Source organism: Brenneria nigrifluens DSM 30175 = ATCC 13028 (assembly GCF_005484965.1).
GTDB classification, from domain to species: Bacteria; Pseudomonadota; Gammaproteobacteria; order Enterobacterales; family Enterobacteriaceae; genus Brenneria; species Brenneria nigrifluens.
Genome location: NZ_CP034036.1, coordinates 2,101,812 through 2,127,655 on the forward strand (window position 1 = coordinate 2,101,812; position 25,844 = coordinate 2,127,655).

The 25,844-nt window shown below is 54.1% G+C and carries 31 protein-coding genes; 30 read left to right on the forward strand and 1 reads right to left on the reverse strand.

What is annotated here, in order from left to right; genetic code table 11:
- Positions 1-16: 16 nt before the first annotated feature.
- The 30 genes from EH206_RS09785 (at position 17) to EH206_RS09935 (ending at position 25,594) form a co-directional block, all read left to right on the forward strand.
- Positions 17-211 (forward strand): hypothetical protein, encoded by a 195-nt coding sequence (locus EH206_RS09785; RefSeq protein ID WP_009112611.1) that lies wholly within the window; start codon positions 17-19, stop codon positions 209-211.
- A 72-nt stretch (positions 212-283) separates the two neighbouring features.
- A complete protein-coding gene (locus EH206_RS09790; RefSeq protein WP_009112612.1) occupies positions 284-538 on the forward strand; it encodes a DNA polymerase III subunit theta in 255 nt (84 codons plus the stop codon).
- A 129-nt stretch (positions 539-667) separates the two neighbouring features.
- On the forward strand, positions 668-1,312 hold the full coding sequence (locus tag EH206_RS09795) for a hypothetical protein (RefSeq protein ID WP_009112613.1): 645 nt from the start codon (positions 668-670) through the stop codon (positions 1,310-1,312).
- 142 nt (positions 1,313-1,454) lie between these two features.
- A complete protein-coding gene (locus tag EH206_RS09800) occupies positions 1,455-2,069 on the forward strand; it encodes a hypothetical protein (protein ID WP_009112614.1) in 615 nt (204 codons plus the stop codon).
- Positions 2,041-4,029 carry a phage terminase large subunit family protein gene (locus EH206_RS09805; RefSeq protein WP_009112615.1) on the forward strand — a complete coding sequence of 663 codons (1,989 nt, stop codon included), beginning with the start codon at positions 2,041-2,043 and terminating at the stop codon, positions 4,027-4,029. Before EH206_RS09800 ends, EH206_RS09805 begins: the two co-directional genes overlap by 29 nt.
- An 11-nt stretch (positions 4,030-4,040) precedes the next feature.
- Positions 4,041-4,304, forward strand: coding sequence for a gpW family head-tail joining protein (gene gpW, locus EH206_RS09810; protein WP_009112616.1), 264 nt, complete (start codon positions 4,041-4,043; stop codon positions 4,302-4,304).
- Positions 4,304-5,929, forward strand: coding sequence for a phage portal protein (locus tag EH206_RS09815; protein ID WP_009112617.1), 1,626 nt, complete (start codon positions 4,304-4,306; stop codon positions 5,927-5,929). Before gpW ends, EH206_RS09815 begins: the two co-directional genes overlap by 1 nt.
- Positions 5,926-6,777 carry a S49 family peptidase gene (locus EH206_RS09820; RefSeq protein ID WP_009112618.1) on the forward strand — a complete coding sequence of 284 codons (852 nt, stop codon included), beginning with the start codon at positions 5,926-5,928 and terminating at the stop codon, positions 6,775-6,777. Before EH206_RS09815 ends, EH206_RS09820 begins: the two co-directional genes overlap by 4 nt.
- A 1-nt stretch (position 6,778) precedes the next feature.
- A complete protein-coding gene (locus EH206_RS09825) occupies positions 6,779-7,342 on the forward strand; it encodes a hypothetical protein (protein ID WP_009112619.1) in 564 nt (187 codons plus the stop codon).
- Entirely contained in the window at positions 7,342-7,770 is a 429-nt protein-coding gene (locus EH206_RS09830; RefSeq protein WP_009112620.1) for a head decoration protein, read from the forward strand. The genes EH206_RS09825 and EH206_RS09830 overlap by 1 nt, the downstream gene beginning before the upstream one ends.
- A gap of 72 nt (positions 7,771-7,842) precedes the next feature.
- Entirely contained in the window at positions 7,843-8,901 is a 1,059-nt protein-coding gene (locus tag EH206_RS09835) for a major capsid protein (RefSeq protein WP_009112621.1), read from the forward strand.
- Positions 8,901-9,185 (forward strand): hypothetical protein, encoded by a 285-nt coding sequence (locus tag EH206_RS09840; RefSeq protein ID WP_009112622.1) that lies wholly within the window; start codon positions 8,901-8,903, stop codon positions 9,183-9,185. The genes EH206_RS09835 and EH206_RS09840 overlap by 1 nt, the downstream gene beginning before the upstream one ends.
- Positions 9,186-9,188: 3 nt before the next feature.
- On the forward strand, positions 9,189-9,524 hold the full coding sequence (locus EH206_RS09845) for a head-tail joining protein (RefSeq protein WP_009112623.1): 336 nt from the start codon (positions 9,189-9,191) through the stop codon (positions 9,522-9,524).
- Complete coding sequence (locus EH206_RS09850) at positions 9,521-10,060, forward strand: hypothetical protein (RefSeq protein WP_009112624.1); 540 nt, start codon at positions 9,521-9,523, stop codon at positions 10,058-10,060. The genes EH206_RS09845 and EH206_RS09850 overlap by 4 nt, the downstream gene beginning before the upstream one ends.
- Before the next feature lie 3 nt (positions 10,061-10,063).
- Positions 10,064-10,231, forward strand: coding sequence for a DUF2635 domain-containing protein (locus tag EH206_RS09855; protein WP_009112625.1), 168 nt, complete (start codon positions 10,064-10,066; stop codon positions 10,229-10,231).
- The gene (locus EH206_RS09860) at positions 10,231-11,721 is read left to right on the forward strand and encodes a phage tail sheath subtilisin-like domain-containing protein (RefSeq protein WP_009112626.1); all 1,491 of its coding nucleotides are present in this window, start codon (positions 10,231-10,233) and stop codon (positions 11,719-11,721) included. Before EH206_RS09855 ends, EH206_RS09860 begins: the two co-directional genes overlap by 1 nt.
- 10 nt (positions 11,722-11,731) lie before the next feature.
- Positions 11,732-12,100 carry a phage tail tube protein gene (locus tag EH206_RS09865; RefSeq protein WP_009112627.1) on the forward strand — a complete coding sequence of 123 codons (369 nt, stop codon included), beginning with the start codon at positions 11,732-11,734 and terminating at the stop codon, positions 12,098-12,100.
- 1 nt (position 12,101) lies between these two features.
- Positions 12,102-12,374, forward strand: coding sequence for a phage tail assembly protein (locus tag EH206_RS09870; RefSeq protein WP_009112628.1), 273 nt, complete (start codon positions 12,102-12,104; stop codon positions 12,372-12,374).
- Positions 12,371-12,520, forward strand: coding sequence for a GpE family phage tail protein (locus EH206_RS09875; RefSeq protein ID WP_071778516.1), 150 nt, complete (start codon positions 12,371-12,373; stop codon positions 12,518-12,520). Before EH206_RS09870 ends, EH206_RS09875 begins: the two co-directional genes overlap by 4 nt.
- Complete coding sequence (locus EH206_RS09880) at positions 12,513-14,312, forward strand: lytic transglycosylase domain-containing protein (RefSeq protein WP_009112629.1); 1,800 nt, start codon at positions 12,513-12,515, stop codon at positions 14,310-14,312. The genes EH206_RS09875 and EH206_RS09880 overlap by 8 nt, the downstream gene beginning before the upstream one ends.
- 73 nt (positions 14,313-14,385) lie before the next feature.
- Positions 14,386-14,673: a zinc ribbon domain-containing protein gene (locus EH206_RS09885; RefSeq protein WP_050815599.1), complete on the forward strand. Its 288-nt coding sequence runs from the start codon at positions 14,386-14,388 to the stop codon at positions 14,671-14,673.
- 64 nt (positions 14,674-14,737) lie between these two features.
- Positions 14,738-16,141 carry a DNA circularization protein gene (locus EH206_RS09890; RefSeq protein ID WP_009112630.1) on the forward strand — a complete coding sequence of 468 codons (1,404 nt, stop codon included), beginning with the start codon at positions 14,738-14,740 and terminating at the stop codon, positions 16,139-16,141.
- Positions 16,138-17,184, forward strand: coding sequence for a phage baseplate assembly protein (locus EH206_RS09895; RefSeq protein WP_009112631.1), 1,047 nt, complete (start codon positions 16,138-16,140; stop codon positions 17,182-17,184). Before EH206_RS09890 ends, EH206_RS09895 begins: the two co-directional genes overlap by 4 nt.
- A 3-nt stretch (positions 17,185-17,187) precedes the next feature.
- On the forward strand, positions 17,188-17,766 hold the full coding sequence (locus EH206_RS09900; RefSeq protein WP_009112632.1) for a phage baseplate assembly protein domain-containing protein: 579 nt from the start codon (positions 17,188-17,190) through the stop codon (positions 17,764-17,766).
- Positions 17,763-18,212 (forward strand): phage GP46 family protein, encoded by a 450-nt coding sequence (locus tag EH206_RS09905; protein ID WP_040343142.1) that lies wholly within the window; start codon positions 17,763-17,765, stop codon positions 18,210-18,212. Before EH206_RS09900 ends, EH206_RS09905 begins: the two co-directional genes overlap by 4 nt.
- Positions 18,202-19,377, forward strand: a complete 1,176-nt coding sequence (locus EH206_RS09910) for a baseplate J/gp47 family protein (RefSeq protein ID WP_009112634.1) — start codon at positions 18,202-18,204, stop codon at positions 19,375-19,377. The genes EH206_RS09905 and EH206_RS09910 overlap by 11 nt, the downstream gene beginning before the upstream one ends.
- On the forward strand, positions 19,374-20,267 hold the full coding sequence (locus EH206_RS23545) for a YmfQ family protein (protein ID WP_009112635.1): 894 nt from the start codon (positions 19,374-19,376) through the stop codon (positions 20,265-20,267). The genes EH206_RS09910 and EH206_RS23545 overlap by 4 nt, the downstream gene beginning before the upstream one ends.
- A 1-nt stretch (position 20,268) precedes the next feature.
- On the forward strand, positions 20,269-22,752 hold the full coding sequence (locus EH206_RS09925) for a discoidin domain-containing protein (RefSeq protein ID WP_009112636.1): 2,484 nt from the start codon (positions 20,269-20,271) through the stop codon (positions 22,750-22,752).
- Between the two features lie 65 nt (positions 22,753-22,817).
- Positions 22,818-24,920: an Ig-like domain-containing protein gene (locus EH206_RS09930; protein ID WP_009112637.1), complete on the forward strand. Its 2,103-nt coding sequence runs from the start codon at positions 22,818-22,820 to the stop codon at positions 24,918-24,920.
- 2 nt (positions 24,921-24,922) lie between these two features.
- A complete protein-coding gene (locus tag EH206_RS09935; protein ID WP_009112638.1) occupies positions 24,923-25,594 on the forward strand; it encodes a hypothetical protein in 672 nt (223 codons plus the stop codon).
- 3 nt (positions 25,595-25,597) lie between these two features.
- Here EH206_RS09935 and EH206_RS09940 read toward each other — a convergent pair whose 3' ends face one another.
- Positions 25,598-25,819, reverse strand: a complete 222-nt coding sequence (locus EH206_RS09940; protein WP_040343144.1) for a hypothetical protein — start codon at positions 25,817-25,819, stop codon at positions 25,598-25,600.
- Positions 25,820-25,844 lie beyond the last annotated feature (25 nt).

Here is a 25,844-nt window from a genome sequence, read left to right on the forward strand (position 1 = left end):
ATGATAGGGGAATAAAATGACAGTAGTTCTTACAGCAAAGCAGATCGAATCGTTGGCGGATTTCGCTAAAAAAGACGGCCAGCCGCGATACACCATCACCACCGGAACGATCCCGAAATTCGAAGCCGATGATGGTGAAGTTATTCCAGAATACACTGGCCTTATCGCTTACTCCGAATCGCTGGATCATGGCGTATTGCAGCTCGAGTGATGGCATTACAGCAGGCATTCACTGAGTGCCTGTGATAATGCTGTATACTTTCCCAAAACATAGGGAGGGGACATGTCACATAACTTGGGTGATTTACCGCGCGAAGAACGCGACAAGGTTAACGTCGATATAGCAGCGTCAGCCGTGGCGTACAAAGAACGCATGAACATGCCCGTTATCGCTGAGCAGGTAGAACGCGAACAACCCGAACACTTGCGCGAGTATTTTCGTGAGCGTGTAGCTCATTACAGAGAAGTGAGCAAACAATTTCCGCGTGGCACTGACCCGGTTTATCAACAGATGGTAGATACCAACGGTAAGAAGTAATCACATTTTAACTTTGACCGGTTTACGCCAGAACGGGCGAAAACCTATAAAAGTATAAGGTTATATATCATCTATTAGTTCATTAGCCCTGGCATCTGCCGGGGCTTTTCATTTGGATAAGGACTGTATATGCCTGGACTTAAAGAGTTGTCGGCAGAACTACAGCGTATTAGAAAGCAAATCCCGTTTGCCACCGCTCAAGCATTAACCAGTGTGGCTCGCAAGATTCAGTCAGCACAAAAGACTGCATTCCAGCGAAATCTGGAAAACCCAACACCATTTACTGTTAATTCGCTCGGCTCTGTCGGTGCTCGAAAGGACAACTTACGCGCGCGGGTATTTGTTCGTGATATTGCGGCCAGTTACCTCGAACCATTTGAGTTCGGTGGCACGCATAAGTTGAACAGCAAAGCATTGCTCAATCCCAAAAACATTAAGCTGAACAAACACGGCAACCTGACGCGTAACAAAATGGCGCAGCTCAAGGCTAAGCCTGATGTGTTTATTGGTGAGATTGATGGTGTTAATGGTGTATGGCAGCGCCGCAAGGCGAAGAAAATCAAGAAGGGTAAGAAGCGTCAAAAGCGTTCGGCAAATGGTACACGTCGCCCTCGCCAGAAAATGCCAGCACCAAAGCTGCTGATCCAGTTTGGTGATGCGCTACCAGTAAAACCCACTCTGGGCTATATGGACAGGGCTAACACGATGGCTGCTGCGTTGATGCCGGGTGAGTTGAGTAAGGCGATAGCCGAGGCGATGAGGACCGCGAAATGATGGCGATAAATGACAATGATTATCATCTACATGAAAATGGGTCCTTCCTGGCACTTTTGTAAAGCACGGGCATTGCGCGCCGCGTTCTTTCGCTAGCTATCAACTTTTGAAATTTGGGTAACAACTTTCCCAGGGTAACAACATGAACCAGTCCGATTTTGCGAAACTTCACGGCGTCAGCCGGAAGACTGTAACCGCCTGGAAAGCGCGTGGCTGGCTGGTTCTGGACGGAGAGGAGATTGACGTCGAAGCGTCAAATGCCAACATTGAGCGTTTCCGAAAAACTGTTACCCGCCCAGTAAAAAAACCAGCAGGTAACAACCAAGGTAACAAGTCGGGTAACAAAAAAGGTAACACGCGGGGTAACAAGAAAGGTAACATCGCTGAGGGTAACAAACTGCCCGAAGATACCCCGGCAAAAATCGTTGAGCGGATGATTGCCGAACGCGGCGTAGCGATGACGCTCGATGAGGCTCGAACTATGAAGGAAAATTTCCTGGCCCTGCTAACCCAACTGGAATATGACATCAAATCCGGTCAGGTGTTGCCGTACCAGGACATGATCGACGCCGTCCGAAAGGAGTATTCCCGGATGCGAACCCGTTTGATAGCCATTGCTCCAGAACATGGTCCCCGCCTGCGTGTGCTGGGCTCCACTTCTACTGATGCGGAGTTTGTCCAAGCGCTGCAAGAAGTGGTTCATGAAGCGATGGAGGAGTTGAGTATTGATGCGGCAGATGACAGAGGAGAGGGATAACGCTGCCGCCTGGCTAAATTTTTCGCGGGCGTTGGTCAAGGCGCGCCAAGATGTTCGCCCCCCAGAGCCATTGTCGCTGAGTGAGTGGGCCAACCGATACGCGGTACTGTCAAAGGAAACCAGCGCGCAGACCGGGAAGTTCCGCAGCTTTGCGTACCAGGACGGCATTATGGATGCGTTTACCGATCCTGCGGTTATGCAGGTTACGGTAAAAAAGTCGGCCCGCGTCGGCTATACCAAAATTCTGGACCATGTCACTGCTTATTACCTATCGCATGACCCATCCCCGATCCTGGTGGTACAGCCCCGTGTGGAGGATGCTGAGGACTACAGCAAAACCGAAATCATGCCAATGCTGCGTGACACACCTGCATTGGCGGACATCTGCCCTGATCCGAAAGCGAAGGACAGCAACCAGACCATCCTGAAAAAAACGTTTTCAAATGGCGCCAACCTGACGTTGACCGGCGCTAACAGCCCTGGCGGTTTCCGGCGTATCACTTGCCGGATCATCCTGTTCGACGAAGTGGACGGCTACCCGTCCGGCGGCGCCGGGATGGAGGGTGACCAGATTGCGCTGGGCATCAAACGCTCGGAGACGTTCTGGAACCGGAAGATAGGCGTCGGCTCCACGCCGACAGTGACGGGGACCAGCCGCATCGATCGTGCGTTCGATGAGAGCGACCAGCGCTATTACCATGTTCCGTGCCCGCACTGTGGGGAATATCAGGTACTGGAATGGGGCGGTACGGACACGCCCTATGGCATCAAGTGGGAAAAGGACGCCGACGGCAACCACCTGCCGGAAACCGCGTACTACGTCTGTCGGCACAATGGTTGCGTGATCCATCACAACGAAAAGGCCGGGATGATCAAGCTCGGCGAATGGCGCGCGACGAAACCGTTTAACGGCAATGCCGGATTTCACATCTGGGCCGGCTACAGCCTATTCCCCAATGCCGCGTGGAAATATCTGGTGGCCGAATGGCTGCGGGTGAAAGATGACCCGCTGGCACGGCAGACGTTTATTAACCTGGTACTGGGCGAATCGTACGAAGACCGCGGCGAAAAAGCGCTGAGCGATCGCAAGTTGGCGGAACGCTGCGAGGTTTACCCGGCGGAAGTCCCGGACGGCGTGGCGGTGCTCACGGCTGGCGTCGATACCCAGGATAACCGGTTTGAAATATCGGTATGGGGCTGGGGGCTTAATGAAGAAAGTTGGTCGATAGTTCACGACGTGATAGAGGGCGATCTGGAAACCGCCGAGCCGTGGCAGCGCCTGGATGCCTATCTGCAACAAATCTGGCGGCGCGCTGACGGGCGCGGACTCACTCTGATGGCGGTCTGCATGGACTCCGGCGGTCACCATACCCAGAAAGTTTACGAGTTCGCCAAAGAACGGCTGGGCCGGCGCATCTGGGCGATAAAAGGGGAGTCGGCGCGAGGGGGTAAACGCTCTCCCGTCTGGCCGACAAAGCGCCCGACATCCCGGAGTAAATTCCAGTTCCGGCCGATCATTCTCGGGGTTAACGCGGCAAAAGATGCCATCCGCAGCCGTCTGCATATCGAGGTGCCGGATGATCACGCGCCCGGCGATCCGATATCGGGATACATGCATTTTCCTGTTGAGCGGGACATTAACTATTTTTCCCAGCTACTGGCGGAACGGTCTGTGATGAAAACCTCCGGCGGTCAGCGCTATCGCGTGTGGGAACAGTTGCCGGGCCGCGCCAATGAGGCGCTGGACTGTCTGGTGTACGCGTACGCTGCGTTGTGTGGACTGCTGTTTTTCGGGCTGAAACTCAATGTGATGGCGGCTAACCAGCAGAAAGACCCGTCTTCGCTGCTGCCGCCCCCGACGGAGCCGGAGGAAAAACAGAATCTGCGCCTGCCCGGCGTCACCATCAAAACCCCGGATAAGCCGGCACCAAAATCGCTGCATAGGCGGTTGGCTCACTAACGAGGATTTTCATGTTTGATCCCAACTCCAGTTTATTGGCTGGTGCGATGACTCGCGGCCAGTTACTGGCCGCGCTCACCGCCGCACAGCAGGCGTACATAGAATTGTCATCCGGTGCCAAAGGAGTGTCGTTTTCCTACGCACAGGGCGACGGGACGCGATCGGTATCGTATCAGCAGACGGACATCGGGCAACTGATGTCCCTGATCCAACTGTTACAGGCACAACTGGGCATCGTGAAACGTCCGCGCCGGACGTTAAGGTTTCGGTACTGATGAATGAAATTCGAATTCTGGGCGCCGACGGCCGGCCGCTGCCAACTTCCGGAGGCCCACGCCGTTCCGCGCTGAACGGAAGCGGCCGCGTTCCCTACGATGCCGCCGACTCATTCAGCGATCAGTTGGCAAACTGGCAGCCGGCACTGTGGTCCCCTGACAACGAGATCAACATTTACCGTGATCGTATTGTGTCCCGAGTCCGGGATATGGTGCGTAACGATGGGTGGGCTGCCGGCAGCGTTACCCGTATCCTCGACTCCGCTGTGGGGGCGACGTTTCGGCCGCTGGCTAAAGCTGATTACCGTGCGTTACAGATGATGAGCGGGGTCAAGGGGTTTGATGCTGCATGGGCGGATGAATATGGGCGAGCCATTGAGGCCGCCTGGCGGCGCTGGGCGAATGATCCTGGTCGTTACTGCGATGTCGAGCGCAAGAAGACCGTTTCGCAGCTCCTTCGAATTGGGTTTCGCCACAAGTTGATCGACGGGGACACACTTGCGGTGATGCAATACCGTACTGACAGGTTGGGAATGGGCAAAGCCCGGTATGCGACCACGGTACAATTGATTGACCCTGATCGCCTGAGCAATCCCCAGGAGCAGTTCGATATGCCTAACGTTCGCGGGGGCGTGGAAATCGACGCCGACGGTGCGCCGGTGGCCTATCACATCCGCAAAGCACACATTGGTGACTGGTGGAGCGGTGAGAAAACCATGACGTGGGACCGCATCGAACGGGAAACCTCATGGGGTCGCCCGATCGTCATCCATGACTTTGACGGCGACCGGGCGACTCAGCATCGCGGAACCAGCATGTTCACCCCCATTGTACAGCGCCTGAAAATGCTGACGAAGTACGACCAGACGGAACTGGAAGCAGCGATCCTGAATGCCGTTTTCGGCGCCTACGTTACATCGCCCTATGACCCGCGTCTGTTCGAAGATGGACTGCGGCAGGATGATGTTCTCGCCTATCAGGATATGCGCACCGATTTTCATAACGATCATCGCATTTCACTGCATGGCGGCGCGAAGATGCCAATTTTGCCACCGGGTGAGACTATCACGACCGTCGACGCCTCGCGGCCGAACAGTAATTTTGCGGCGTTTGAAAGTGCGGTGCTGCGCAACTGCGCGGCGGCGACCGGCATATCAACTCAACAGTTAACACAGGACTGGAGCGATGTTAACTACAGTTCGGCGCGCGCCGCCATGCTGGAGGCGTGGAAGACGTTAACACGACGCAGAGATGATTTTGCGGCCGGATTTGCGCAGCCGATCCTGTCCTGTTTTATCGAAGAACTCCACTCTCTGGGCGAGGTGCCGCTCCCTGCCGGTGCGCCGGATTTTCTTGAGGCGCGCGCGGAATATGTTCGAGCCAAGTGGATGGGGCCGGGTCGCGGTTGGGTTGATCCGGTAGCCGAGAAGAAAGGCGCCATTCTGGGGCTAGAGGCGGGTATGTCTACGCTGGAAAAAGAAGTGGCTGAAAATGATGGCGAGGACTGGGAAGAAGTGATGGACCAGCGCGCGCGGGAAATCGAAGCCTGTAAAGAACGCGGCCTGCCGTTGCCGTCCTGGGCGCAGGCGGACACGTTCGCGCCGAATCAAAAGGAGGCACAGTGAATTTACCTCATCTGGCACAGCGGCTGTTTAATACACCGCTGGCGCTGCATCCCCGAAAGGCCGAGGTGGTCATGACCGCATTGGCCGAGCGGATGGGTATTAGCAAAATACAGTCGAACGCCGCGTTCTTGGGCGACGGACAGGAGTTTGAACGCGAGGGGCGCGACTGCGGCTATGACGTGCTGGAGGGCGTCGCCGTTATCCCGGTTTACGGCACGCTGGTGCAAAAACTGGGTTCGCTGCGGCCCTGGAGTGGCATGACCGGTTATGACGGCATCCGACGCTGTTTTTTGACAGCGATGAACGATCCGGAGGTTCGGGCTATCTGCCTGGATATCGATTCTCCTGGCGGAGAAGTGGCCGGATGTTTCGACCTGGTGGACACCCTCTACGGCGCCCGCGGCGAAAAACCGATTCACGCAATCCTGACCGAAAGTGCCTACTCCGCGGCTTACGCACTCGCCAGCGCGGCTGACAAAATCATTGTGCCGCGCACCGGCGGCGTTGGTTCCGTTGGCGTCATCGTCATCCACTGCGACTGGTCCCAGCACATTGCCGATGATGGGCTGAAGGTCACCATAGTCAAATATGGCGACCGGAAAGCGGAGACGAATCCCTACGTACCGCTGACCGAGGAGGCGCTAACGTCCCTGCAGGTTGAGGTCGACGAAGTGGGGCAATTATTTGTGTCCACGGTAGCCCGTAACCGTGGCATATCGGAATCAGCAATACGGGATACGCAGGCCGCCCCCTTCCTGTCATCTGATGGAGTCCGCATCGGTCTGGCTGACGAAGTGAAAGCGCCCGATGCGGCCTTTCGTGATTTATTAAAAACCATAGGAAACTGACATGAGTAATAAATTTAGCTTTGCACACCTGCTTGGCCGATCCGCCTCTGCCAAAGTGGAAGAGGACGACGAGAAGGAAGAAAGCAAGAAGTCCAAAGCCCGCAAGGCCGAGAATGAAGAAGACAAGAAGGACGCTGAAGAGGACGACACTGACGCGAAAGAGGATGAAAAGGACGATCCGGACGCCGAAGAGGACGACGACGAAAAGGATGCAGAAGACGATGATGACGGCGATGACGAAGACGACTCGAAGGCCAAAAAAGCCGGGCGTCGTGCTGAACGTCAGCGTTGCGCAAAAATCTTCGGCAGCAAGTATGCCGCGGCAAATCCGGCGCTGGCCGCCTCCCTGGCGTTCAATACCGGCATGAGTTCGAAAGCAGCGATCCAGGTGATGGCCTCATCCGGCACATCTCCCGCGCCGGCGCGCGTCACGCTCGATCAGCGCATGGCGTCGGTCAAAAACCATCAATTGGGTGTGGATGCCAAGCCCGTCGACAAATCAACCAAAGCGGGGCTGGCTGCAAGCATGAGCAGTCTCTACAGCAAAACCAAAGGGGTTAAATAATGTCTACGTTAAACGAATACGGGCAAAATGCCTGGGGGCCGCTGTATCGCCAGGATACGTTTATCCCCGATCAACTGATTGCGGGACCGCTCCAACTGGTGACTGATACCGTCACCATCCTCACCGGTGAGTCTGCGTCCTATAAGCGCGGAACGGTGCTGGGGCGCATCACGGCATCAGGCAAATACACGCTGAGTCTGCCCGTTGCGACGGACGGTAGTGAAGATCCGGTCGCCATCCTGGTTGATGACGCGGATGCCACCGCCGCAGATGTGACCGCCGATGTTTACCTGATGGGCGAGTTCAACGCGACGCGCATTACGTATAACGATTCCTGGGTGCTGGCCGATCTTAAAGCCGCACTGCGCCCGCATAGCATTTTCCTGAAAGACGTCATCGAAGCGCCGGTAACCGTCGCGACCGAATAACCCCCCTCAACGTCTGAATCCATGCTCTCACGAGTAGGGATTTTCACGTGTTAAACTCAGAGAGAAACAAACATGTCTGAACCGAATATTTTTGATACCGGGGTGCTGGTGCAGGTTGTCCCCAACCTGATCACGTCGCAGAACTGGTTGCTTGACCGGTTTTTTCCCAACGTAATAACCAGTGATACCGAATTCGTCAGCATCGATGTGGATGTAGGGCTGCGCCGCATGGCGCCGTTTTGCTCCCCGCTGGTGGAAGGTAAGTTGGTGGAAAGTCGCCGCTACCAGACCAACACATTCCGGCCGGCGTACGTCAAAGACAAGCGAGCTCCGGATCTGCGTAAGCCCATCAAACGCCAGATTGGCGAGCGCATCGGCGGTGAATACACTGCCGGTCAGCGCGAACAGCTGAATCTGATGGCGGAGATGGAAGACCAGATTGACATCCTGAACCGCCGTCTGGAATGGATGGCTGCCAGTGCGCTGGTCTCCGGCACCGTCACCATTGCCGGAGATGGGTACGAAACTACGGTGGTGGACTTTGGCCGAGACAGCACACTAACAATCGCCCTGTCGGGGAGTGATCTGTGGCCTACGTCCGTGGACGCCGGCTCGACGAACACCATACCCTCGGAAAACATTGAGGAGTGGCAGACACTGGTTCTGCAAAAATCCGGAGCGGTGCCGACTGACCTGGTGTTCACTAATAAGTCATGGAAAGCGTTCCGCCTGGATACCTCCATCAAGGACAACGCCATTACATTCCCCGCTCTGAGTCCGTTCGGCAATCAAATAGATGCCGGCGCGCGAATCCAGAAGGGCGCGGTGTATAAGGGGCGTTGGGGGCAGTTTGATTTGTGGGTGTACAACGACTGGTTTATCGATCCCGTCACCGGTATCGAACAGCCCATCATTCCCGATGGCGCCGTCATTATGTCTGGTGCCGATCTGATGGGAACCCGCGCATTTGGCGCTATTTTGGACCCTGAATTCAACTATGGGCCAATGGCCTATGCCCCAAAAACGTGGGTTAATCCTGATCCGGCGCAACGATTCCTGCTGATGCAGTCCTCGCCGATCGTCATCCCCAGCCGTGTTAACGCGGCCTTGTGTGCGACGGTGGTGGAATAATGGTGAGGAAAACCGAAGAGACCGCCCTGTCCCAGGAGGAAGTCGGGCAGGTGGCGGAAGCGATCGAGGTCGCCGTGGTGGTGCTCAAAGGGAAAACCGTGAAGCACAGCGGCAATACCTACGAGTCAACCAACCGCCTGGAGGTGTCCGAATCGGACGCCGCCCGTCTGGAAAAGTTGGGTTTCGTGGTTCGTCAGGACGCCCTGGTTACCGCTGCCGCGGAGAAATCCGCGCCGGCGGTATCGGTGACAGTGGCGGACGGGGCCAGCATCAGCAAGGGGTAAACCATGCCGGTCAATTGGGATATCAACCTGCTCAAACCGCTACAGGACGTTTTCGGGGAAAGGGTGAGTTTCCGCCCGGCGGGCGGGGAGGCGTACGACATTACGGGTATTTTTGATCGCGCCTATACCCGCGATGTCGAACCGCTGGAGCCTGGAGAGCCGGCAGTTAACACTACGCGCCCCGTCCTTGGCGTTCGTGATGCATCGTTTATCTCGCCTCCGAAAAAGAAGGACCGCGTTTATATCTACAGCGTGGAAACTTTGTTTGTGGTGAGCGACGTGCAACCAGACAGCCACGGCGGGACCCGCCTCGAACTGAACAGGGTTGAAACATCATGAACGCCGCTGGTATTCGTGCGCTGGTCGTCGCCGCTCTGCAGGGAAAAACCAGCGCAGAAGATCGCGTTTATTCCCCGCGCGACTGGCCGACAACCGAAGATATGTACCCGGTCATTCTGGTGCAAACACCGATGGACGTTAAGGATTCGCTGGGTCGCAATGCCCCACAGTTCAATACGGTCACAACGGTGCGCATTACCGGGCGATTACAGGAGTTGGACGGTGATTCCGATGATGGCGCAGCCAAAGCCGAAGCGGCGCTGGAAACATTGCGGGAACAAATTGAGCGGGCGGTCATTAACAGTTACGACCTCACCCGTCAGACTCAGCAATTTTTACAGGTTCGCTCAACCATTGATGTCGATGCCAGTGGAGAGGGGCATTTAGCCCAACTGCTGATGGAAATCGATATCGAATATTACCAGGGGCCGGAAGATTTTTATCCCATCGAAACCCACACGCTGGAGGGGATCGACGTTACCGTCAAGATGCCTGCCGGCACCACCGAACCTATCGTAAAAATCGATCTGGAGTAATCCATGAAAGTCAAACCAACCGCCGGGCGTGCTGTACGCGATCCGGTCAAAGGCACTCTTTTGCCCGAATCTGGCGCAGAGGTGCAGGATTCGCCGTTCTGGCGTCGCCGTCTGCGTGACGGTGATGTGGAACTGGTGACGAAAAAAACCAGTACCAAAGGGGATGATTAATGGTTTCTTTCTCAAAAATTCCCGACCAAATCCGGGTCCCGCTGTTCTATGCCGAGTTTGATAACTCTCAGGCGAATACGGCGACGGCGACACAACGCACGCTGATTATCGGGCAGAAGTTGGATAGCAGCACTCAGGCTGAAAATGTTCCGGCGGTGGCATCGTCCGCGTCTACAGTTGCGGGGTTGTACGGTGACGGTTCGATGCTCCATTCGCTGATTACTGCGTATCTGGAAAACGATAAATCGGCAATCATCCATGTGTTGCCGCTGGCGGATGACTCCACGTCCATGGCGCCGGCAACGGGCACGATCACCGTGGCATCTGCCGCGTCAGCCACGGGCGTTATTTCGCTGTATGTCGCCGGGCTACGCGTTCAGTTAACGGTTACCGCATCGGACACCGTCAGCGAGATAGCGACCGCGCTGGCCGCAAAAATCAATGCGAAAGCAGGGATGCCGGTGACGGCAACCGCCGCCGCATCGGTCATCACGTTAACGGCGAAAAACCGCGGGGCGCACGGCAATACCCTGGATATCCGGCAGAACTATCAGGGTATCGCTGGCGGCGAGTCGACACCAGACGGCTTGTCCCTGACCATTGTTGCGATGTCCGGCGGCGCGGGTGCGCCTGAACTGGATGATGCGTTATCCAATCTCGGTGATACGACCTACGATTTCATCATCAACCCATACACAGATACCACCTCGCTGGATGCCGTGAAATCGTTTCTGGACGATTCCACCGGACGCTGGAGCTACAGCCAGTTGCTATACGGTCATAGCTTCGGTGTGGTGGCGGGCACTTACGGCACGCTGACCGCTGCGGGTGAGACGCGCAACAATCCGCATGAGACACTGTTAGGCGTGTATGACTCCCCAACGCCGCCGTATGTCTGGTCTGCTGCGCTGACAGGGGCCATTGCTCCCGCGCTACGCAATGATCCGGGACGCCCCACCCAGACGCTGAGTATTTCCGGCGTACTGGCGCCGCCGGCGGAAAGCCGTTTTCAGTGGACCGAGCGCAATAACCTGCTGTTCAGCGGCATTTCGACGTTCACAGTGGCGGATGATGGTACCGTGCAGGTGGAAAACATCATCACAACCTACCAGTACAACAGCTACGGCACTGAGGATGACAGTTACCTGCAGATCGAAACCCTGTATCTGCTGATGTTCGTCACCCGCTACCTGAAAACACAAATCACCTCAAAATTCCCGCGCATGAAGTTGGCGGCCAACGGTACGCGGTTCGCACCGGGCCAGGCGATTGTGACGCCCAACATTATCCGGGCGGAATTGATCGCACAATACACCACGCTGGAAACCAACGGTTATGTGCAGGATGTATCCGGGTTCTCTGACGGGCTGATCGTGGAGCAGGATAGCAGCAACCCCAACCGGGTAAATGTGCTGTGGGATGGCGTACTGATTAACCAGTTGCGGATTTTCGCTGTGCTCAACCAATTCCGGCTTCAAGCGTCGGCGTAAGGAGTAAAACATGGCAGATACATCGAATCGCCTCGCCGGGACCGCGTATGTCACCGTGGACGGCGTGAGCATCATGGTGGCGGGGCAGTTTCAATATCGTCCCTCCGGTGTGGAGCGCGCTTCATTGGTGGGGATGGATGGCGTACATGGATACAGTGAAAAACCCACCGTAGGGTTTATCTCTATCCAGGTGCGCGATAGCGGCGGCACCACCGTGGAGGATTTTAATGGTATGACAAACGTTACGGTCACCGCTGAGTTGGCAAACGGCAAAACCATCATTGGGACCGGCTTGTGGGCGGTCAACACCCAGGATGTCGAATCGGAAAACGCAACGTTTCCGCTTCGTTTCGAAGGTGGTAGCGTGAAGGAGTATTGATATGTTGGAAAAAACGAAAGTTATCACCTTGTCTAAGTTGCTGGAAGACAAAACCCAAAAAACCGCGTGGGAGCAGATCGAGTTACGCGAGCCGGTATTACTGGAGGTTGAGCAGTTTTATGACAAGGAGGCCAAAGCCTCCCCTCTGGCCGCTATGCGATTATTGGTATCTCTGGTTTCCGGCGTTCCTGAGTCTGTGTTAGGGCGAATGGCGTTCACCGATTATCAGGAGTGTGAGGAATATTTACTCGGTTTTTTGACGCGCAAGAAATAGATGGGTGGCGTGAATTAGCCGCTGACGTCACTTTCTATTTCCACTGGGAACCGAACGCAGCCTGGGGGATGTCGCTCACCCGCCTGGAGTGGTGGGCAACTCAGGCCAGGCGTATCAAGAATTTAAAGGCTAATAAAAATGGCTAACGCATTTGATTTTGAATTAAGCGCTGATGATAAGGCGTCGGCGGCGATCATTCGCATTGAAGATGCCATTCGCAAGCTAAATCCCCAGTTGGACAAAACCCGCGAGGGGCTGAAACTGGGCGGAAATGACTCCACCGATAGCGTTAGCAAAATCAATAAGGTGATCGACGGCTTGGGGCGGTCGGCAAAAGACAGCGTTCAGCACATCGGCGACATTGTCCCTCCGCTGAAAATGGTCGGCGAGCTGGCCGGTAAATATTCCGGCATGGCGCTGAAATTCGGCGCGGTAGGTGCTGCCGCCTATGGCATCGGCAAGGCGGTGACTGCCGCGGCGGCTGGGCTGAGACATGCGGCCGAAGGGGCCAATCGTCTGGATGTGGCCGCCAAGAACGCCGGGATGCGGGTAGATGATTTTTCCCGATTGTCCGGCGCAATGCAGATCGTTGGTGCGGATGCGCAGTCAGCAAATGCGGCTGTTGAGGGGATGTTCAAGACGTTCAATGATGCGCTTAAAGGGGAAAATGATGGTGCTCTGGCTGTACTAAATTACTTAGGTGTGCAGATCGAGAAAACGAAAAATGGTACGGCGGATGTGGCGAAAACGTTTGAAAATCTAGCGCGGGCATTCCCAACACTGGCGCCGGAGAATCAGAAAAAAGCGGCTGACATGCTTGGTCTGGACGAAAACACGCTAACATTACTGCGCAAGGCATCTGAATACAAGGAACTACTGGCAAAATCGGATAGATTCGGCCTGACGATGGACCCGTCTTTGAACGATCAACTGACCGAAGCCAATGCAGCCATGAATGAGTTGTCGTCAGCATGGGATGGGTTCAAACAGAAAGTAGCTAATACCTTCTGGAAAGCCTTGCTGTCTGATGGGTCGGTAAAGGACGGTATCGAGGGCATTTCCGATTTTCTGTCCAACGGCGACACCATCGGCTTTAACCATATGCTAGGCATCACCCGCAGCGACTCAGCCAAGAAACTACGGGAAATTAGTGGGGATCAGGGGTTCTACAACTCCTTATCATGGGATGAACAGGGCTCGGTTAACGTTGGTTACCTGACGGACAATGTAAAAAACAAGTACGAGCAATGGAAGCGCCCAGTTAATGCAGCGGTTAGGTTGCAGCAGGATATGTACGCTGCAACAAATCCCCGGTACGCACCTGGCACAAATCAGAATGAACAGGCTTATCTTTCTCGACTGGAGGCGCAATATAAACTTCCCTCCGGCGTACTGGACAATGTTTATAACGCAGAATCCAGCCGTGGGCGATTTTTGTTTTCCCCTGCGGGTGCGCAAGGACCTTTTCAGTTCATGCCGTCTACGGGGCGCGATTACGGATTGAATACGCAGGCCGACAGGATGGACTTCAAAAAATCCAGCGAAGCGGCCGCCAAATATTTCCGCGATCTACTCAAAATGTTTGATGGTGACGTGCAGAAAGCCGTAGCGTCCTACAACTGGGGGCAGGGGAATGTATCGAAGTATGGACTCACCAGAGCCCCGAAGGAGACACGCGATTATTTGGGAAAAGTGATGCCGGGCCTACCACTAAATCACCCTGTTGATGGAGATGGCGGAGGGACGTTTAACCGTGAATCCCTGTTTGACGGGAGCGGGCCTGTATCCGAAATCTCCCAGCAGGTGGAAAGCGGCATCCGTGCCGGCATGGCTGACAGCAAAACCCAGGTAGAGATCACGCTGATCAACCAGAATTCCGGAGAACGGAGGGTGGTTACCGGCAGTGGGGGAAAGGTGGCCACCGCCCTGCCGTGGTAAAGATTTTTCCATTTCTGCCGATAACTTTGCAATCAGTTGGCGAGATCTTCGTGTCGAAGAGTGCAGGTAAAATATGTTTGCAATAGCTGCTATTCTTGGTTTGGCTTTTGGCGCAGTGGCATACAAAAAAGGATATTCATTGCTTTTCTGGTGGCTATATGGATTTGTTGTTTTTATCCTTCCCACTTTTTTATTTGGTCCAATAGCCGGGATAGTTATTTATTTGTTTGTTTTGATTATTCTTTATTTTAAAAATCCTAACCAAATAAAATTTAAGAAATGCGATAGTTGCGCAGAGATTGTTAGGATTGAAGCTGTGAAATGTAAACATTGTGGTGGGGATCTGCCCCCCATCAGATAAACGTATCTCACAAATAAATTAAGCCCCTCCAGTAGGGGCTTTTTTATTGCCCGGAGAAAACTAAATGGCATTAATTCCAACCTTGCAAAGTTTGGTTTCGACTGGCGGCGATAGCTGGAATTGGATCGAACATTTGCAATCCGCCTCATTCCGTGGCATCCCGTTCGCGGTTATCTCCGCTGATGGCGCATTTGGCCGGCGGCAGGCCGTGCACGATTACCCCTACCGTGATACGCCGTGGATCGAGGATATGGGGCGCTCCACCCGAAAAATTACAATCCGGGGGTTTATCGTCCAGAGTAGCCAACTGTATACCGCATCCGACGTGTTCAGTCAGCGCGACTCCCTGATCGCCGCTTGTGAAACCGGGGAGTCTGGGACGCTGATTCATCCCACGCTGGGCGAGTTGACTGTCAGCGTACCAGATGGCGGCCTGCGTATCTCCGAGGGGATGGAACAAGGCCGGATGTTCTCGTTCACGCTGACGCTGATCGAATCTGGGGAAAAACAGTTTTCGATCACTGATGCATCGACGGCTGCATCCTCCGTCACCGCCTCCTGGGCCTCGACGTTGTCAAAGACGGCGTCCACCTATTTGGGGACGGTAAAGGGCGCGTTGCGGACGGTTACGCAGGCGGTCAAAACCATCAAGGCAACCACGGAATACTGGACGAATTCGGTAACAACGCTGGTGGATCAGGTTACCAATCTAGGAAACGTGCTATCGAACACGTTTGGCAATGAGCGCTACGGTCGTTACAACACCGGGACAGTGGGCGGTAATAGCTCCGGTTCCACGACCACAACGATTACTGACTACGATACCAGCGACTATGACGCCCTGGTGGAATCAACCATCGCCGCCGTGGTGCAGGATCGGGACGCTGTGGCGACGGCCGTTGTAACCCTGTTGGTTACCGACGAGTTGGATGACTACCCCGACAATGTCGCCGCAGTCATTACGGCTGTACTGGATACGATCCCGAGCGTCTACGATCAGGTTCGGGTGTTCGAGAGTATGTCGGGTACAGCGGATTCAACACTGTATGCATCTAGCAGCGATACGGCAGTACAGGCGGCGACTCTGAACTACCTCAATATCATCAGCGCCGGTGCAATGGCTTACGCTGCCGCCAACTACGCGCCCGCCAGCCGTGATGATGCCATGGCGATGCTGAATCGGGTTATCACCGTGCTGGATTCAGCGGCTGTAATCGCCGCGGATGCTGGCTACGTGACGGTATATCAGGAACTGCTGGCGTTACGCTCCTACATCACTGATGTACTGAAAAACGCTGGGGCCGATCTGGCCGGAGTGCGCACAGTGACATTTCCCAGCGCCCGCCCGGCGCTAACCATCGCCAATCAACTCTATCAGGACGCAGGCCGCGCTTCGGGGTTAATTAAATCGGCTAATCCGGTCCACCCGGCATTCATGCCCACAATGTTTAAGGCTCTAACATCATGACAGACGAGCTGACCTTGATTGTCGGCGGCAAATCACTCAAAGGCTGGGATCGCGTACGCGTCACGCGCAGCATAGAGGGTTTGCCATCAGATTTTGACCTGGGGCTGATGGATTACTACGCCTCGGACAAAGAACGCCAGCTCGTAAAGCCCGGTGACGAGTGCTGTGTGTTACTGGGTGATGACCTGACAATAACCGGCTACATCGACCGTTGGGAATCCTCCATAGCGCGATCCCGACACGAAACCCGCGCCATGGGCCGAGGTAAATGCCAGGACTTGGTAGATTGCTCGGCGGAGTGGGAAAACAACGTTATTAGCCAAGCTACGCCGTTGCAGTTAACCAAAAAATTGGCGGCACCGTACGGTATATCGGTGACAAGCGACGTTGCGGATATGGCGATCGTTCCGCAGTTCACCATCAACTGGGGGGAGTCTTCCCAGGAGATTATCGACCGTATATCGCGCTGGGCGGCGCTCCTGTATTACGACCTGCCTGACGGCAATCTGTACCTGACCCGAGTTGGCACAAAATCCGCCACCAGCGGGGTGGAACAGGGGAGGAACGTCGAACAGGCATCCTACCAGTCCGGCATTGATGAACGGTTTTCGGATTACGTTGGTATATCCCTGTCCGTCAGCCCACTGGGTGGTGATTACAGCACAGTGACGCTGTCCACCGTGCAGGACCCGGACGTAGCCACCATGCGATATCGAAAACGCATCGTCATTGTCGAGAGCACAATGATTGCGGCTGATAAGGCGCGCGACTGCATTCTCTGGGAGATGAACCGCCGTTATGGTCGGTCAAAACAGTTGCGCGTCACAGTGGACAGTTGGAGAGATAGCGGAGGGGCGTTATGGGAACCTAATACGCTGATCCCGATCTCCATCCCCACTCTGGGATTAGTGGATGAAAACTGGCTGCTGGGTGAAGTGACGTTCATTCGTGACGACAATGGTACTCACGCCCAGATGTTGCTGATGCCGCCAGAGGCATTCATCGTTCAGCCGTATCAGTTCTATAAGCCATTCCGGGAGTAAACAATGAATATCAGTGAATTGTATCGACGCACACTGATGATGTTGGGGATTGGCACTGTCACTGGCTCATCTGATGGCGGAAAAGTGCAAAAAATCCAGTACCGTGCCCCCCTGGAAATTCGCGGTGACACGCCACGCATGGCTGAATTCGGTTTTTCTTCTGGGCTGCCATCCGGCAGTGATGTCGTGCTGGCGTTTCTGTGCGGCGATCGATCAAATGCCGTAATCATTGCTACCAACAACCAATCTTACCGGCACACCAACCTGAAACCTGGCGAATCGGTCATTTATAACCAGTGGGGTATGTTCGTCAAACTGACGGAAACTGGTATTGAGATTGAAGCCAAAGACCAGCCGGTGACCGTCCGCAACGCCACAACAGTTACAGTAGTCGCAACCGAAAAAATCCGGCTGGAGACGCCCAACCTGTTTGTGACTGGGGATATCACGGACAATTGCGATAGTCAGTCATCGACGCTGAAGCAGCTCCGGGAGGCTCATAATCAGCATGATCACGATGTGCCGAACGTTGAGCCCGGTGGTGCCACGATAACCAGTAACGCGACAACGGAGACGGTCTGATGACAGACATTAAAACCGTATGGATAGTCGATGAGGCTCGCGGGGACTGGGAATTATCAAAAGGGGATTTATCCAGCGGTGATGACCTGCATACGGCGATCTTAATCAGCTTGTTCACAGACCGTCAGGCACGCGCCGATGACGACTACGACGGCCCCGATCGGCGGGGCTGGTGGGGTGACTCCGGCGCTGAGTATAACATCGGCTCCCGGCTATGGTTGCTGAACCGGCAAAAACTCACCACCAAAACTGCCCAACGCGCGGAGGACTATGCCGCCGAAGCGCTGAAATGGCTGATTGATGACGGTGTGGTGGCGGCCATCACCGCTGAGGCTCAAATCGTGTACCCGTCTCGTCTGTACCTCACGATCGCCTACCAGAAACCTGGGCAGGCCGAGGCGTCGATAAAATTCTACTGGGTATGGGAGCAAATCAATGCCATTTAACCGCCCGACACTGACGGAGTTGCGCGAGCGTAACAAGGCGTTCGTTGAATCCGAACTTGAAGACATTGGTGCATTGCTGCGGTTTTCTAACCTTCGGGTTATTGCTGATGCCGATGCAGGCATGGCATGGCTGCATTACGGCTATCTGGACTGGATCGCAAAGCAGGCCGTCCCCTACACGGCAACAGATGAACACCTGGCCGCCTGGGGAGCAATGAAGTCGATTTACCGAAAGGCCGCCGTGGCCGCGACCTGTGCCGCCGCCTTGTTTACCGGGACGGCTGGATCAGTGGTGTCCGCTGGTGTTGTACTGAACCGCAGCGACGGTTACCAGTACATACTGGACGAAGAGATCACGATCGGCAGCAACGGAACGGCAACGGGCAGTATCACCGCTGTATTGCTCGATCCGGTTGATGACGCTACCGCTGGCGGCGATGCTGGCAATACCGATGCTGGCACTTTGTTGACACTGGATGTCTCATGGATCGGGGTGGACTCAACTGTCACCATGATCTCGGCCGCCATTGGCGGGGCAGACATTGAAGATGAGGATGATTTTCGTATCCGTGTGCTATACGCCTATCAGCATCCGCTGCAGGGTGGCGCCGAGGCCGATTATGTCCAGTGGGCCACATCGGTGGCCGGTGTGACACGCGCCTGGTGCCTTAAACACATTCTGGGGATTGGCTCGGTTGGGGTCTACATCATGACCGATGGTGATGAGCGCAGCAACTTTGCCGGGTTCCCGGCCGGCACCGACGGCGTGGCGACCAAAGAAGTTTGGGGGCTTGACGGGACGGGAACGGGCGCCGCAACTGGTATGCAGTTGGCTGTTGCGGATTATATTTGGGGGCAACAGCCGGTCACGGCGCTGGTATGGGTGTGCTCACCGATCGCCAAATCCGTGGATTTCGTCATTGATGGCATATCCGGCGCCGACAGTACGGTAAAAGAGGCCATCGCCGCCGCTATCGACGGCGTGTTTTTCGACAAGGGCGATCCGCGGGGGTCCGCCGGTGCTGGCGTTATCTACCTCTCCGATCTTGTCTATGCGATAGCGGACGTGTCTGGCTCAACCGGGTTTGTTCTAACATCTCCCTCCGCAAACATTACGCTGGGAACCGGTGAGTTGCCCGTTCTGGGTAACGTGGAGTACACATGAGCGCACGTTACGGTACTGACGAATACACCTCAGCCATCCAGTCATTATTTCCCGTCGGCCGAGTCTGGCCCCGCGCCTCTGATTCGGTAATGACAACTCTGATCCGGGCGTTGGCGGCGGCGTACCGGCAAAATGATGCCGACGCCGTCCAGTTGTTGGTGGATGCTTTCCCCAAAACTGCCTCCGCACTGCTGCCGGAATGGGAGGCTACTTTGGGTCTGCCGGATGATTGTGCCTGTAACGCGTCCAGCGATGAAGCGCTGCGGCGGCAGGCGGTAGTATCGAAACTCATCGGCTCAGGCGGGCAGTCGGCAGCCTATTTTATATCGCTGGCAGAGGCGATGGGATATGGCATATCAATCAAACAGTACCGACAAGCCCGCGCTGGACTGTCTGTGTGTGGCGACGCTCTTAATGGGGATCGCTGGCCGTATGTTTGGGAGGCCACAGTTACCGATGTCAGTAATGATGCTACCTGTTCACTGAAATTATTATTATGCCGATTGTCAGAATTCTCTCCCGCTCACACTAAATTTTCGTCGTCTTACGATGTTTCGTCTCTATACGGGATCGGCATAGCTCTGTCTCTTGTAAACGGAATTTTGTCTGGCACCGTAACCGGAACCTCATGTATTGATGTTGCTGATGTTGATATCACGCTGATTTACACGCTACCTGATGGCTCGACAGTAACCGAGCGGCTGGTTACGGATGCCGCCGGTCAGTTCAGTACTGTGCCTGATGTCGGCGCTGATTTTACTGTTGTGGCTCGCGCGCAGGTTCTGACGCCTCTATGCGAATGGGAGAACGTAGAAAGCGGTGAGGTGATTACGAACATTTTTTTTAATGGGGCCGTGACGTATAGCGGCCAGTACACATACAGGGGTTGAAATGGCTAATCTGACCGAAACCGCAGAATTTACGGCGGACGTGCTGCGACTGGATACCGACACGCCGGTGCGCGGGTATGACGGGACGGATATTGGTCCGGCGAACGAACAGGCGCAGGCGTTGGCGAACCGCACAAAATTTCTGAAACAACGCATCGACAATATGAGTGCAACTCAGGTACGGTCTGTCAACGGCAAATCTGGCACTGTCACGCTGGAATATAGCGATGTGGGCGCTGACGCGGCGGGAACGGCCGACGCACTTATTACAGCGCATATCAATGATGCCGATCCGCATCCGCAGTATTTTAACGAGTCCCGCGGCGATGCGCGGTATGTGCAAACGTCGCTGGCAAACACCGGTAACGGCTGGCTGCAACTGGATGCATCCGGTAAAATCCCCGCGGCGCTGCTGCAAACGCTGACGTCCAGGTATGTTGTTGTTGCGGACGAGGCGGCACGGCTGGCGCTGGCGTCGTCGTCGAACCTGACCATATGCGCGCAGGCAGATATCGATACATTGTTTTATCTGAATGGCGGGGATAACCCGGCAGTGGCGGCAAACTGGGTTCAGGGGCAGGCGGCCACAGTTTCCGGCGTGTCGTCGGTGTTCGGGCGCACTGGCGCGGTGACGGCGCAGGCTGGGGATTATGACGCTGACCAGATTAATGAGACGGCGAACCGCAAATTTGCTACTCCCGCCGAGAAAACGGCTTGGAACGCGAAACAAGCGGCGCTCGTTTCCGCCACCAATATCCGTTCGCTGTTCGGCCAGTCGCTGCTGGGTTCCGGCAATCTAGCGCCCACACCGGCGCAAATGGGCGCAGCGGCAGCGTCGCATACGCACACCGTTTCTGACATCACAGATTTCACCCAGCAGGCGCAGGCATTAATTATCAACTCGCTGGAGGCGGGGCCGGGCGTCACGCTGGGACAAAACCCTGTTAGCGGTAAAACTATTATCAGCGCGTCAGGCGGCGGTTCTGGTGGCGGTGGTGGTTATATTGTTGTTGATCGCCCCAGCGCGACAGCCGAGCAAAATCACTCATTCAGTTTCAGCGTGCAGAGTGCATTTAATTTGACGGCGTACGCACTGAAAGAAGTCGCTGGCGCGACGAATCAGACGTATGTCATCGATGATTTTAATGCTGAGAGTGAATTGGATTACGACGCAACGAACGCTGCTGTTTTTGATGGCTCACTGAAACCATATACTGGCAGCACCCAGGCATTAATGGCTGATGGGGCGTTTTATTCTACCGATGTTCGCTCAGACGGAGAATATCTGTCATTGCAAAATGCAGCAAACTCCATTATTCCTGCAATGACATCAAACACGACCCCCACCGGATATGTTGCCAGCGCCAGCAGCCAGCAATCGCCGTACTTGCCGTACAGGGCGTTTGACGCAACCCAGCCGAATAACACGTATCAAAACTCATGGGTTAGCAGTACGGCTCCATCTGAATCATCGCCTCAATGGTTGAGAATAGATTTACCCTCAAAACAGATGATCACCAGATATACATTAATAAACCGTCCCCACACCAGCAATAACCCAAATGATGTTTTTGCCCCTATTTCATGGACGTTGCAGGGTAGCGATAATGGAACAGATTGGGATAATATTCATTCTGTCGTTGATGATGACCAGAATATTTACAAGGAACAAATCAGAAATTTTGAATTATCATCTCCTGTTAGCTATGCAAACTACAGGCTGTTATTTACTAAATCATATTATACTCGGGTTTCATTGCATAAATTTATAATAATGTCCGACAGTAAATTTATTATCGGATATGATGGGTCATATTACACAGCAGAAAATGGGCAGTTAACAGAGATAACCGATGAAATTAATAGTGAAACAATTACACAGCGTGGCGTTACTGGAATAAATAAACTGGATACAGAAAGCTATACTGGCATGTTTCGTGTTATATCAGTTAGTCAGTTTAATATTAAATCGGTTTATTTCCCATATTCTCAAATTGTCATTAATCAGCAGCTTATGTCGGCTGCGGCATGGTCACAAATCAACTCCGCAACCCTAACAGCAACGCAGACGAATGACGGCGCGGTTCGTGTGGCTGTTACGCGGGATTTAGTGAACTGGCATGTATGGCGCGGCGGGCAATGGGTTGATATCGGTGCGCTGACTACGGACACGGTAGGAGCGACAAAACTCATCACTGACGGTATGACGCCCGCAGATATCGGCGGCATCAACGCAGCACAGTGGACGCAGTTTTTTGACGCCAACGGCGGTGTACCGGACTATCTCGCGTTTGCGTTTGCTCTTGATATCACAGACCCGGCGACCGACGTTGCGACAATCGACCGCCTGGTGCTGAACGTCAACGAGGCATCAAGTTGGAAGTTGCAGACGCCGGCAGAAGTGGAAGTTCGTTGGCGCACCGACAGCGTGACGTTCCGCACCGTGACCGCAGGAAATTACAAACTGGCATACCAAATCCCGTAACGACTTACCTTAAAACCAAATACCCATAGCCGATATCGCGGCTTTTTTCATTTCTGGATAATACTATGCGAAAAATTGGTTCTCTGACAAACACCGCTGATAATAATGGTGAATTTACTGATGGCTATGCGGCGGCAGGTATTAAACCGACGCTATTACTGGCTGGTTGGCATAATACTATTCAGCGCGAGTTAGCCGCTATTGTTGAAGGAGCTGGAGAAGATTTAGACCCTAATGACGACGAACAAATAAGTAAAATTATTGGGCAAATGTCAGCGGTTATTAGTCATTATAGAAACTACGGTTATCCGGAATGGGAGAGTGCAATCCCATATTATGAGGGAGCCGTGGTTTATTATAACGGCTACCTGTATTTATCGCTGTTGGATAATAATGTTGCGCAAGTCCCTGGCACTGATGATTCAAAATGGCAACCGTACATCCAGCGCGAGGCCACCGAGGCGGAGGCGATCGCGGGCGAGGGTAGCGAGCAAGTTATTACGCCCAGACGCTTGCATGCTGGCGCCAGTTATCTCGACGACCAACTAAAAACTGCGTTGACGCCGTATCTAACTGGTATCGGTGAAATAACCCTCTGGGGTGGACCCGAATCATTAATCCCGAAAGGGAAGTTGAGATGTAACGGACAGTCATTTGATGTTGAGTTGAACCCAATTTTAGCACTGCAGTATCCGGACGGACGCGTACCAAACATAGATGACCGCTATGTCATTGGCGCCAGCGACAGCAACCCGGTAGGAACACTGAGAGAGGCTGATTGGGAACATTATCACCCTGTTGGGCAGTGGCAAGCCGATAGTGGATATGGAGCTGACGACGCGGATTTTATATCCGGTAGAAGCATTTCAAAAAGTGGTGGTGATTTATCTAAATGGGGAGGGAAAAATTACTATTCGCGAGGCAATTCAGGAGAGTGGCAAGGAATAGCAGAGAACACGGTACCGCGGCAAAATGCATCTGACAGTATCGATACTGGGGATCTTATACCCATAAACGATGGTGGCATGCACCCCGCTGATATCGGTCTTTATTACATTATAAAAACCGATCAGGCCGAATCCGAGCAAGGGACTGGGGCACCCACAGCTATCGTTATCACACCGGCTGCCGTGACAGTTAACGCAGGCACGACGCGGCAATTCACCGGAACCGTTCTACCAGCATCGCTCGCTGACGATTATCCGGTGTCGTGGGCTGTATCCGATCCAACGCTGGGCAGCATAGACAGTAACGGGCTGTATACTGCTACGGCGGGCCAGAGCGGCACGCAAACGATTATTGCCAGTATTTCAACCGGATTGACCGCTACAGCTACGGTGACGCAGCATATTTATCTCACGTCAATTACCATTGGAACCGTACCACTGGAGCTTATCGCTGGGAATACCTACAACATCCCTATTGCGTACTCGCCAGCCGGTTATACAGAATCCGTTAATCCCGCGTCCTCTGACGCATCAGTTGCCGCACTATCATCCGCCGGCACATTAACAATTAGCGGAGCGGGTACAGCTACGCTATCCCTTACAGGCGCTAGTTCCGGCGTAACAGCCTTGGTAACGATTACGGCGACAGAAGAGGAAGTGCCGGAGGTTTATCTCCAGATTGAAAACAATCTTTCTGAGATTGCCGCCGCCGGCGCGACTGCGCAGAGCGAAGCGCGGGACGCTCTGGACCTGGGCGAACTTGCGACGAAAGATAGCCTGACGGCCAGCGATGTCGGCGCTGTCCCGCAGTCCACGGAATCGCTCGGAACTGCGGACCTGAACACCGTTTTGACGCCGGGGCGCGAATTCCAGTCGCTGACGAGTAACGCAACGCTCGCCCGTAATTATCCCATTGCGCTGGCCGGCATGCTGGACGTTATCAAAACAACCGCATCGGGTATTCGGCAGGTGTATTACCCGTACAACAATACCGACGTTTATCACCGCTACTGTGTTGATGTTGGCACCAATCCGATGGTTTTCGGTACGTGGGTGAAAGGTGGCGGTTTTCTGGAAGCCAGCCAAAACCTCGCTGATGTCGCCGACGTAGCGCAGTCACGCCAGAATCTCGGGGTGAGTTACACAATATCGGCCGACGTCGCGCCGACCGACGCAACGGGATACGCTGCGGGCCATATCTGGTATCAGATCGAGGAATAATCATGCCGATTTATCGCAAAACAGAAGGGGGCGTTTTCGCCCTTATTTCGGCTCTGAATGTCAATGACGGCGGAGAATTTAAATCTGTTGCTGCCGCCTGGATCAATGACAACGGAACGTTTAAAAAAGTATTCCCCAGCTATACGGAATATGAAGACCCATCCGCATATTACGATATTGCCAACGCCACAACACTCACATTGACGCAGGGGAATGCATCTGAAACGACAAACCGCCTGTCGTGGATTGCGAATAGTGTTCGAATCCCATTGCTGAGTAATTTAGACAGTATTGGAACAGATGTGGATTGGTCGTACTACGACTACATCGTCGTAGAGACGGGGGAGGTCGTCCCTGTTGATATGTTTTCTACTGGCTCAAACCAGCCTACAGCCATAGGCGTGAAATACGACAGTGGCAGTTCGTCAGCATTAATACCCAGCACAGGGGCGTACCTGACATTACAAACATCAAACCCCACACTCCTCGACAGACAAACATTCTTGGGGTGGAATGCAAGCGGGGGGTATCAATACTTTAAAGTCCAACAGCAGGATTATTCATCTTTCTACGGGAAACAATTGGGCCTGCGTTGGCGCTGGCACAGCACTATCAACGATAAATACTTTGAGTACATTTTCACGAATGAGAATTTCGTGCTAACAGCACTGTAATACTCACGCAAAAAACGTGTGCCGCTCGGCAATAATGTCGAGCGCATCCTCAAGCGTCGGAACAGGATCGATGTGAATTGCTGCAGCTTCGGTCTCTCCGACGATAACTACGACGTAAAAACCTGAATCTTCAACAACAGCGTATGCGCCGAGCGGGCACTCAGTCAGCATGTCATTGTCTTCTAAAACGCAGATTGTCGTTCCGTGATAGTCGATAGTTTTCATTACAACACCCGCTAAAGCACCTGTT

Excerpts from the sequence above, each read along its gene's own strand:
- EH206_RS09785 (WP_009112611.1), top strand. The coding sequence starts at position 17 with ATGACAGTAGTTCTTACAGCAAAGCAGATCGAATCGTTGGCGGATTTC.
- EH206_RS09790 (WP_009112612.1), top strand. The coding sequence starts at position 284 with ATGTCACATAACTTGGGTGATTTACCGCGCGAAGAACGCGACAAGGTT.
- EH206_RS09795 (WP_009112613.1), top strand. The coding sequence starts at position 668 with ATGCCTGGACTTAAAGAGTTGTCGGCAGAACTACAGCGTATTAGAAAG.
- EH206_RS09800 (WP_009112614.1), top strand. The coding sequence starts at position 1,455 with ATGAACCAGTCCGATTTTGCGAAACTTCACGGCGTCAGCCGGAAGACT.
- EH206_RS09805 (WP_009112615.1), top strand. The coding sequence starts at position 2,041 with ATGCGGCAGATGACAGAGGAGAGGGATAACGCTGCCGCCTGGCTAAAT.
- gpW (WP_009112616.1), top strand. The coding sequence starts at position 4,041 with ATGTTTGATCCCAACTCCAGTTTATTGGCTGGTGCGATGACTCGCGGC.
- EH206_RS09815 (WP_009112617.1), top strand. The coding sequence starts at position 4,304 with ATGAATGAAATTCGAATTCTGGGCGCCGACGGCCGGCCGCTGCCAACT.
- EH206_RS09825 (WP_009112619.1), top strand. The coding sequence starts at position 6,779 with ATGAGTAATAAATTTAGCTTTGCACACCTGCTTGGCCGATCCGCCTCT.
- EH206_RS09830 (WP_009112620.1), top strand. The coding sequence starts at position 7,342 with ATGTCTACGTTAAACGAATACGGGCAAAATGCCTGGGGGCCGCTGTAT.
- EH206_RS09835 (WP_009112621.1), top strand. The coding sequence starts at position 7,843 with ATGTCTGAACCGAATATTTTTGATACCGGGGTGCTGGTGCAGGTTGTC.
- EH206_RS09840 (WP_009112622.1), top strand. The coding sequence starts at position 8,901 with ATGGTGAGGAAAACCGAAGAGACCGCCCTGTCCCAGGAGGAAGTCGGG.
- EH206_RS09845 (WP_009112623.1), top strand. The coding sequence starts at position 9,189 with ATGCCGGTCAATTGGGATATCAACCTGCTCAAACCGCTACAGGACGTT.
- EH206_RS09850 (WP_009112624.1), top strand. The coding sequence starts at position 9,521 with ATGAACGCCGCTGGTATTCGTGCGCTGGTCGTCGCCGCTCTGCAGGGA.
- EH206_RS09855 (WP_009112625.1), top strand. The coding sequence starts at position 10,064 with ATGAAAGTCAAACCAACCGCCGGGCGTGCTGTACGCGATCCGGTCAAA.
- EH206_RS09860 (WP_009112626.1), top strand. The coding sequence starts at position 10,231 with ATGGTTTCTTTCTCAAAAATTCCCGACCAAATCCGGGTCCCGCTGTTC.
- EH206_RS09865 (WP_009112627.1), top strand. The coding sequence starts at position 11,732 with ATGGCAGATACATCGAATCGCCTCGCCGGGACCGCGTATGTCACCGTG.
- EH206_RS09870 (WP_009112628.1), top strand. The coding sequence starts at position 12,102 with ATGTTGGAAAAAACGAAAGTTATCACCTTGTCTAAGTTGCTGGAAGAC.
- EH206_RS09880 (WP_009112629.1), top strand. The coding sequence starts at position 12,513 with ATGGCTAACGCATTTGATTTTGAATTAAGCGCTGATGATAAGGCGTCG.
- EH206_RS09885 (WP_050815599.1), top strand. The coding sequence starts at position 14,386 with ATGTTTGCAATAGCTGCTATTCTTGGTTTGGCTTTTGGCGCAGTGGCA.
- EH206_RS09890 (WP_009112630.1), top strand. The coding sequence starts at position 14,738 with ATGGCATTAATTCCAACCTTGCAAAGTTTGGTTTCGACTGGCGGCGAT.
- EH206_RS09895 (WP_009112631.1), top strand. The coding sequence starts at position 16,138 with ATGACAGACGAGCTGACCTTGATTGTCGGCGGCAAATCACTCAAAGGC.
- EH206_RS09900 (WP_009112632.1), top strand. The coding sequence starts at position 17,188 with ATGAATATCAGTGAATTGTATCGACGCACACTGATGATGTTGGGGATT.
- EH206_RS09910 (WP_009112634.1), top strand. The coding sequence starts at position 18,202 with ATGCCATTTAACCGCCCGACACTGACGGAGTTGCGCGAGCGTAACAAG.
- EH206_RS23545 (WP_009112635.1), top strand. The coding sequence starts at position 19,374 with ATGAGCGCACGTTACGGTACTGACGAATACACCTCAGCCATCCAGTCA.
- EH206_RS09925 (WP_009112636.1), top strand. The coding sequence starts at position 20,269 with ATGGCTAATCTGACCGAAACCGCAGAATTTACGGCGGACGTGCTGCGA.
- EH206_RS09930 (WP_009112637.1), top strand. The coding sequence starts at position 22,818 with ATGCGAAAAATTGGTTCTCTGACAAACACCGCTGATAATAATGGTGAA.
- EH206_RS09935 (WP_009112638.1), top strand. The coding sequence starts at position 24,923 with ATGCCGATTTATCGCAAAACAGAAGGGGGCGTTTTCGCCCTTATTTCG.
- EH206_RS09940 (WP_040343144.1), bottom strand. The coding sequence starts at position 25,819 with ATGAAAACTATCGACTATCACGGAACGACAATCTGCGTTTTAGAAGAC.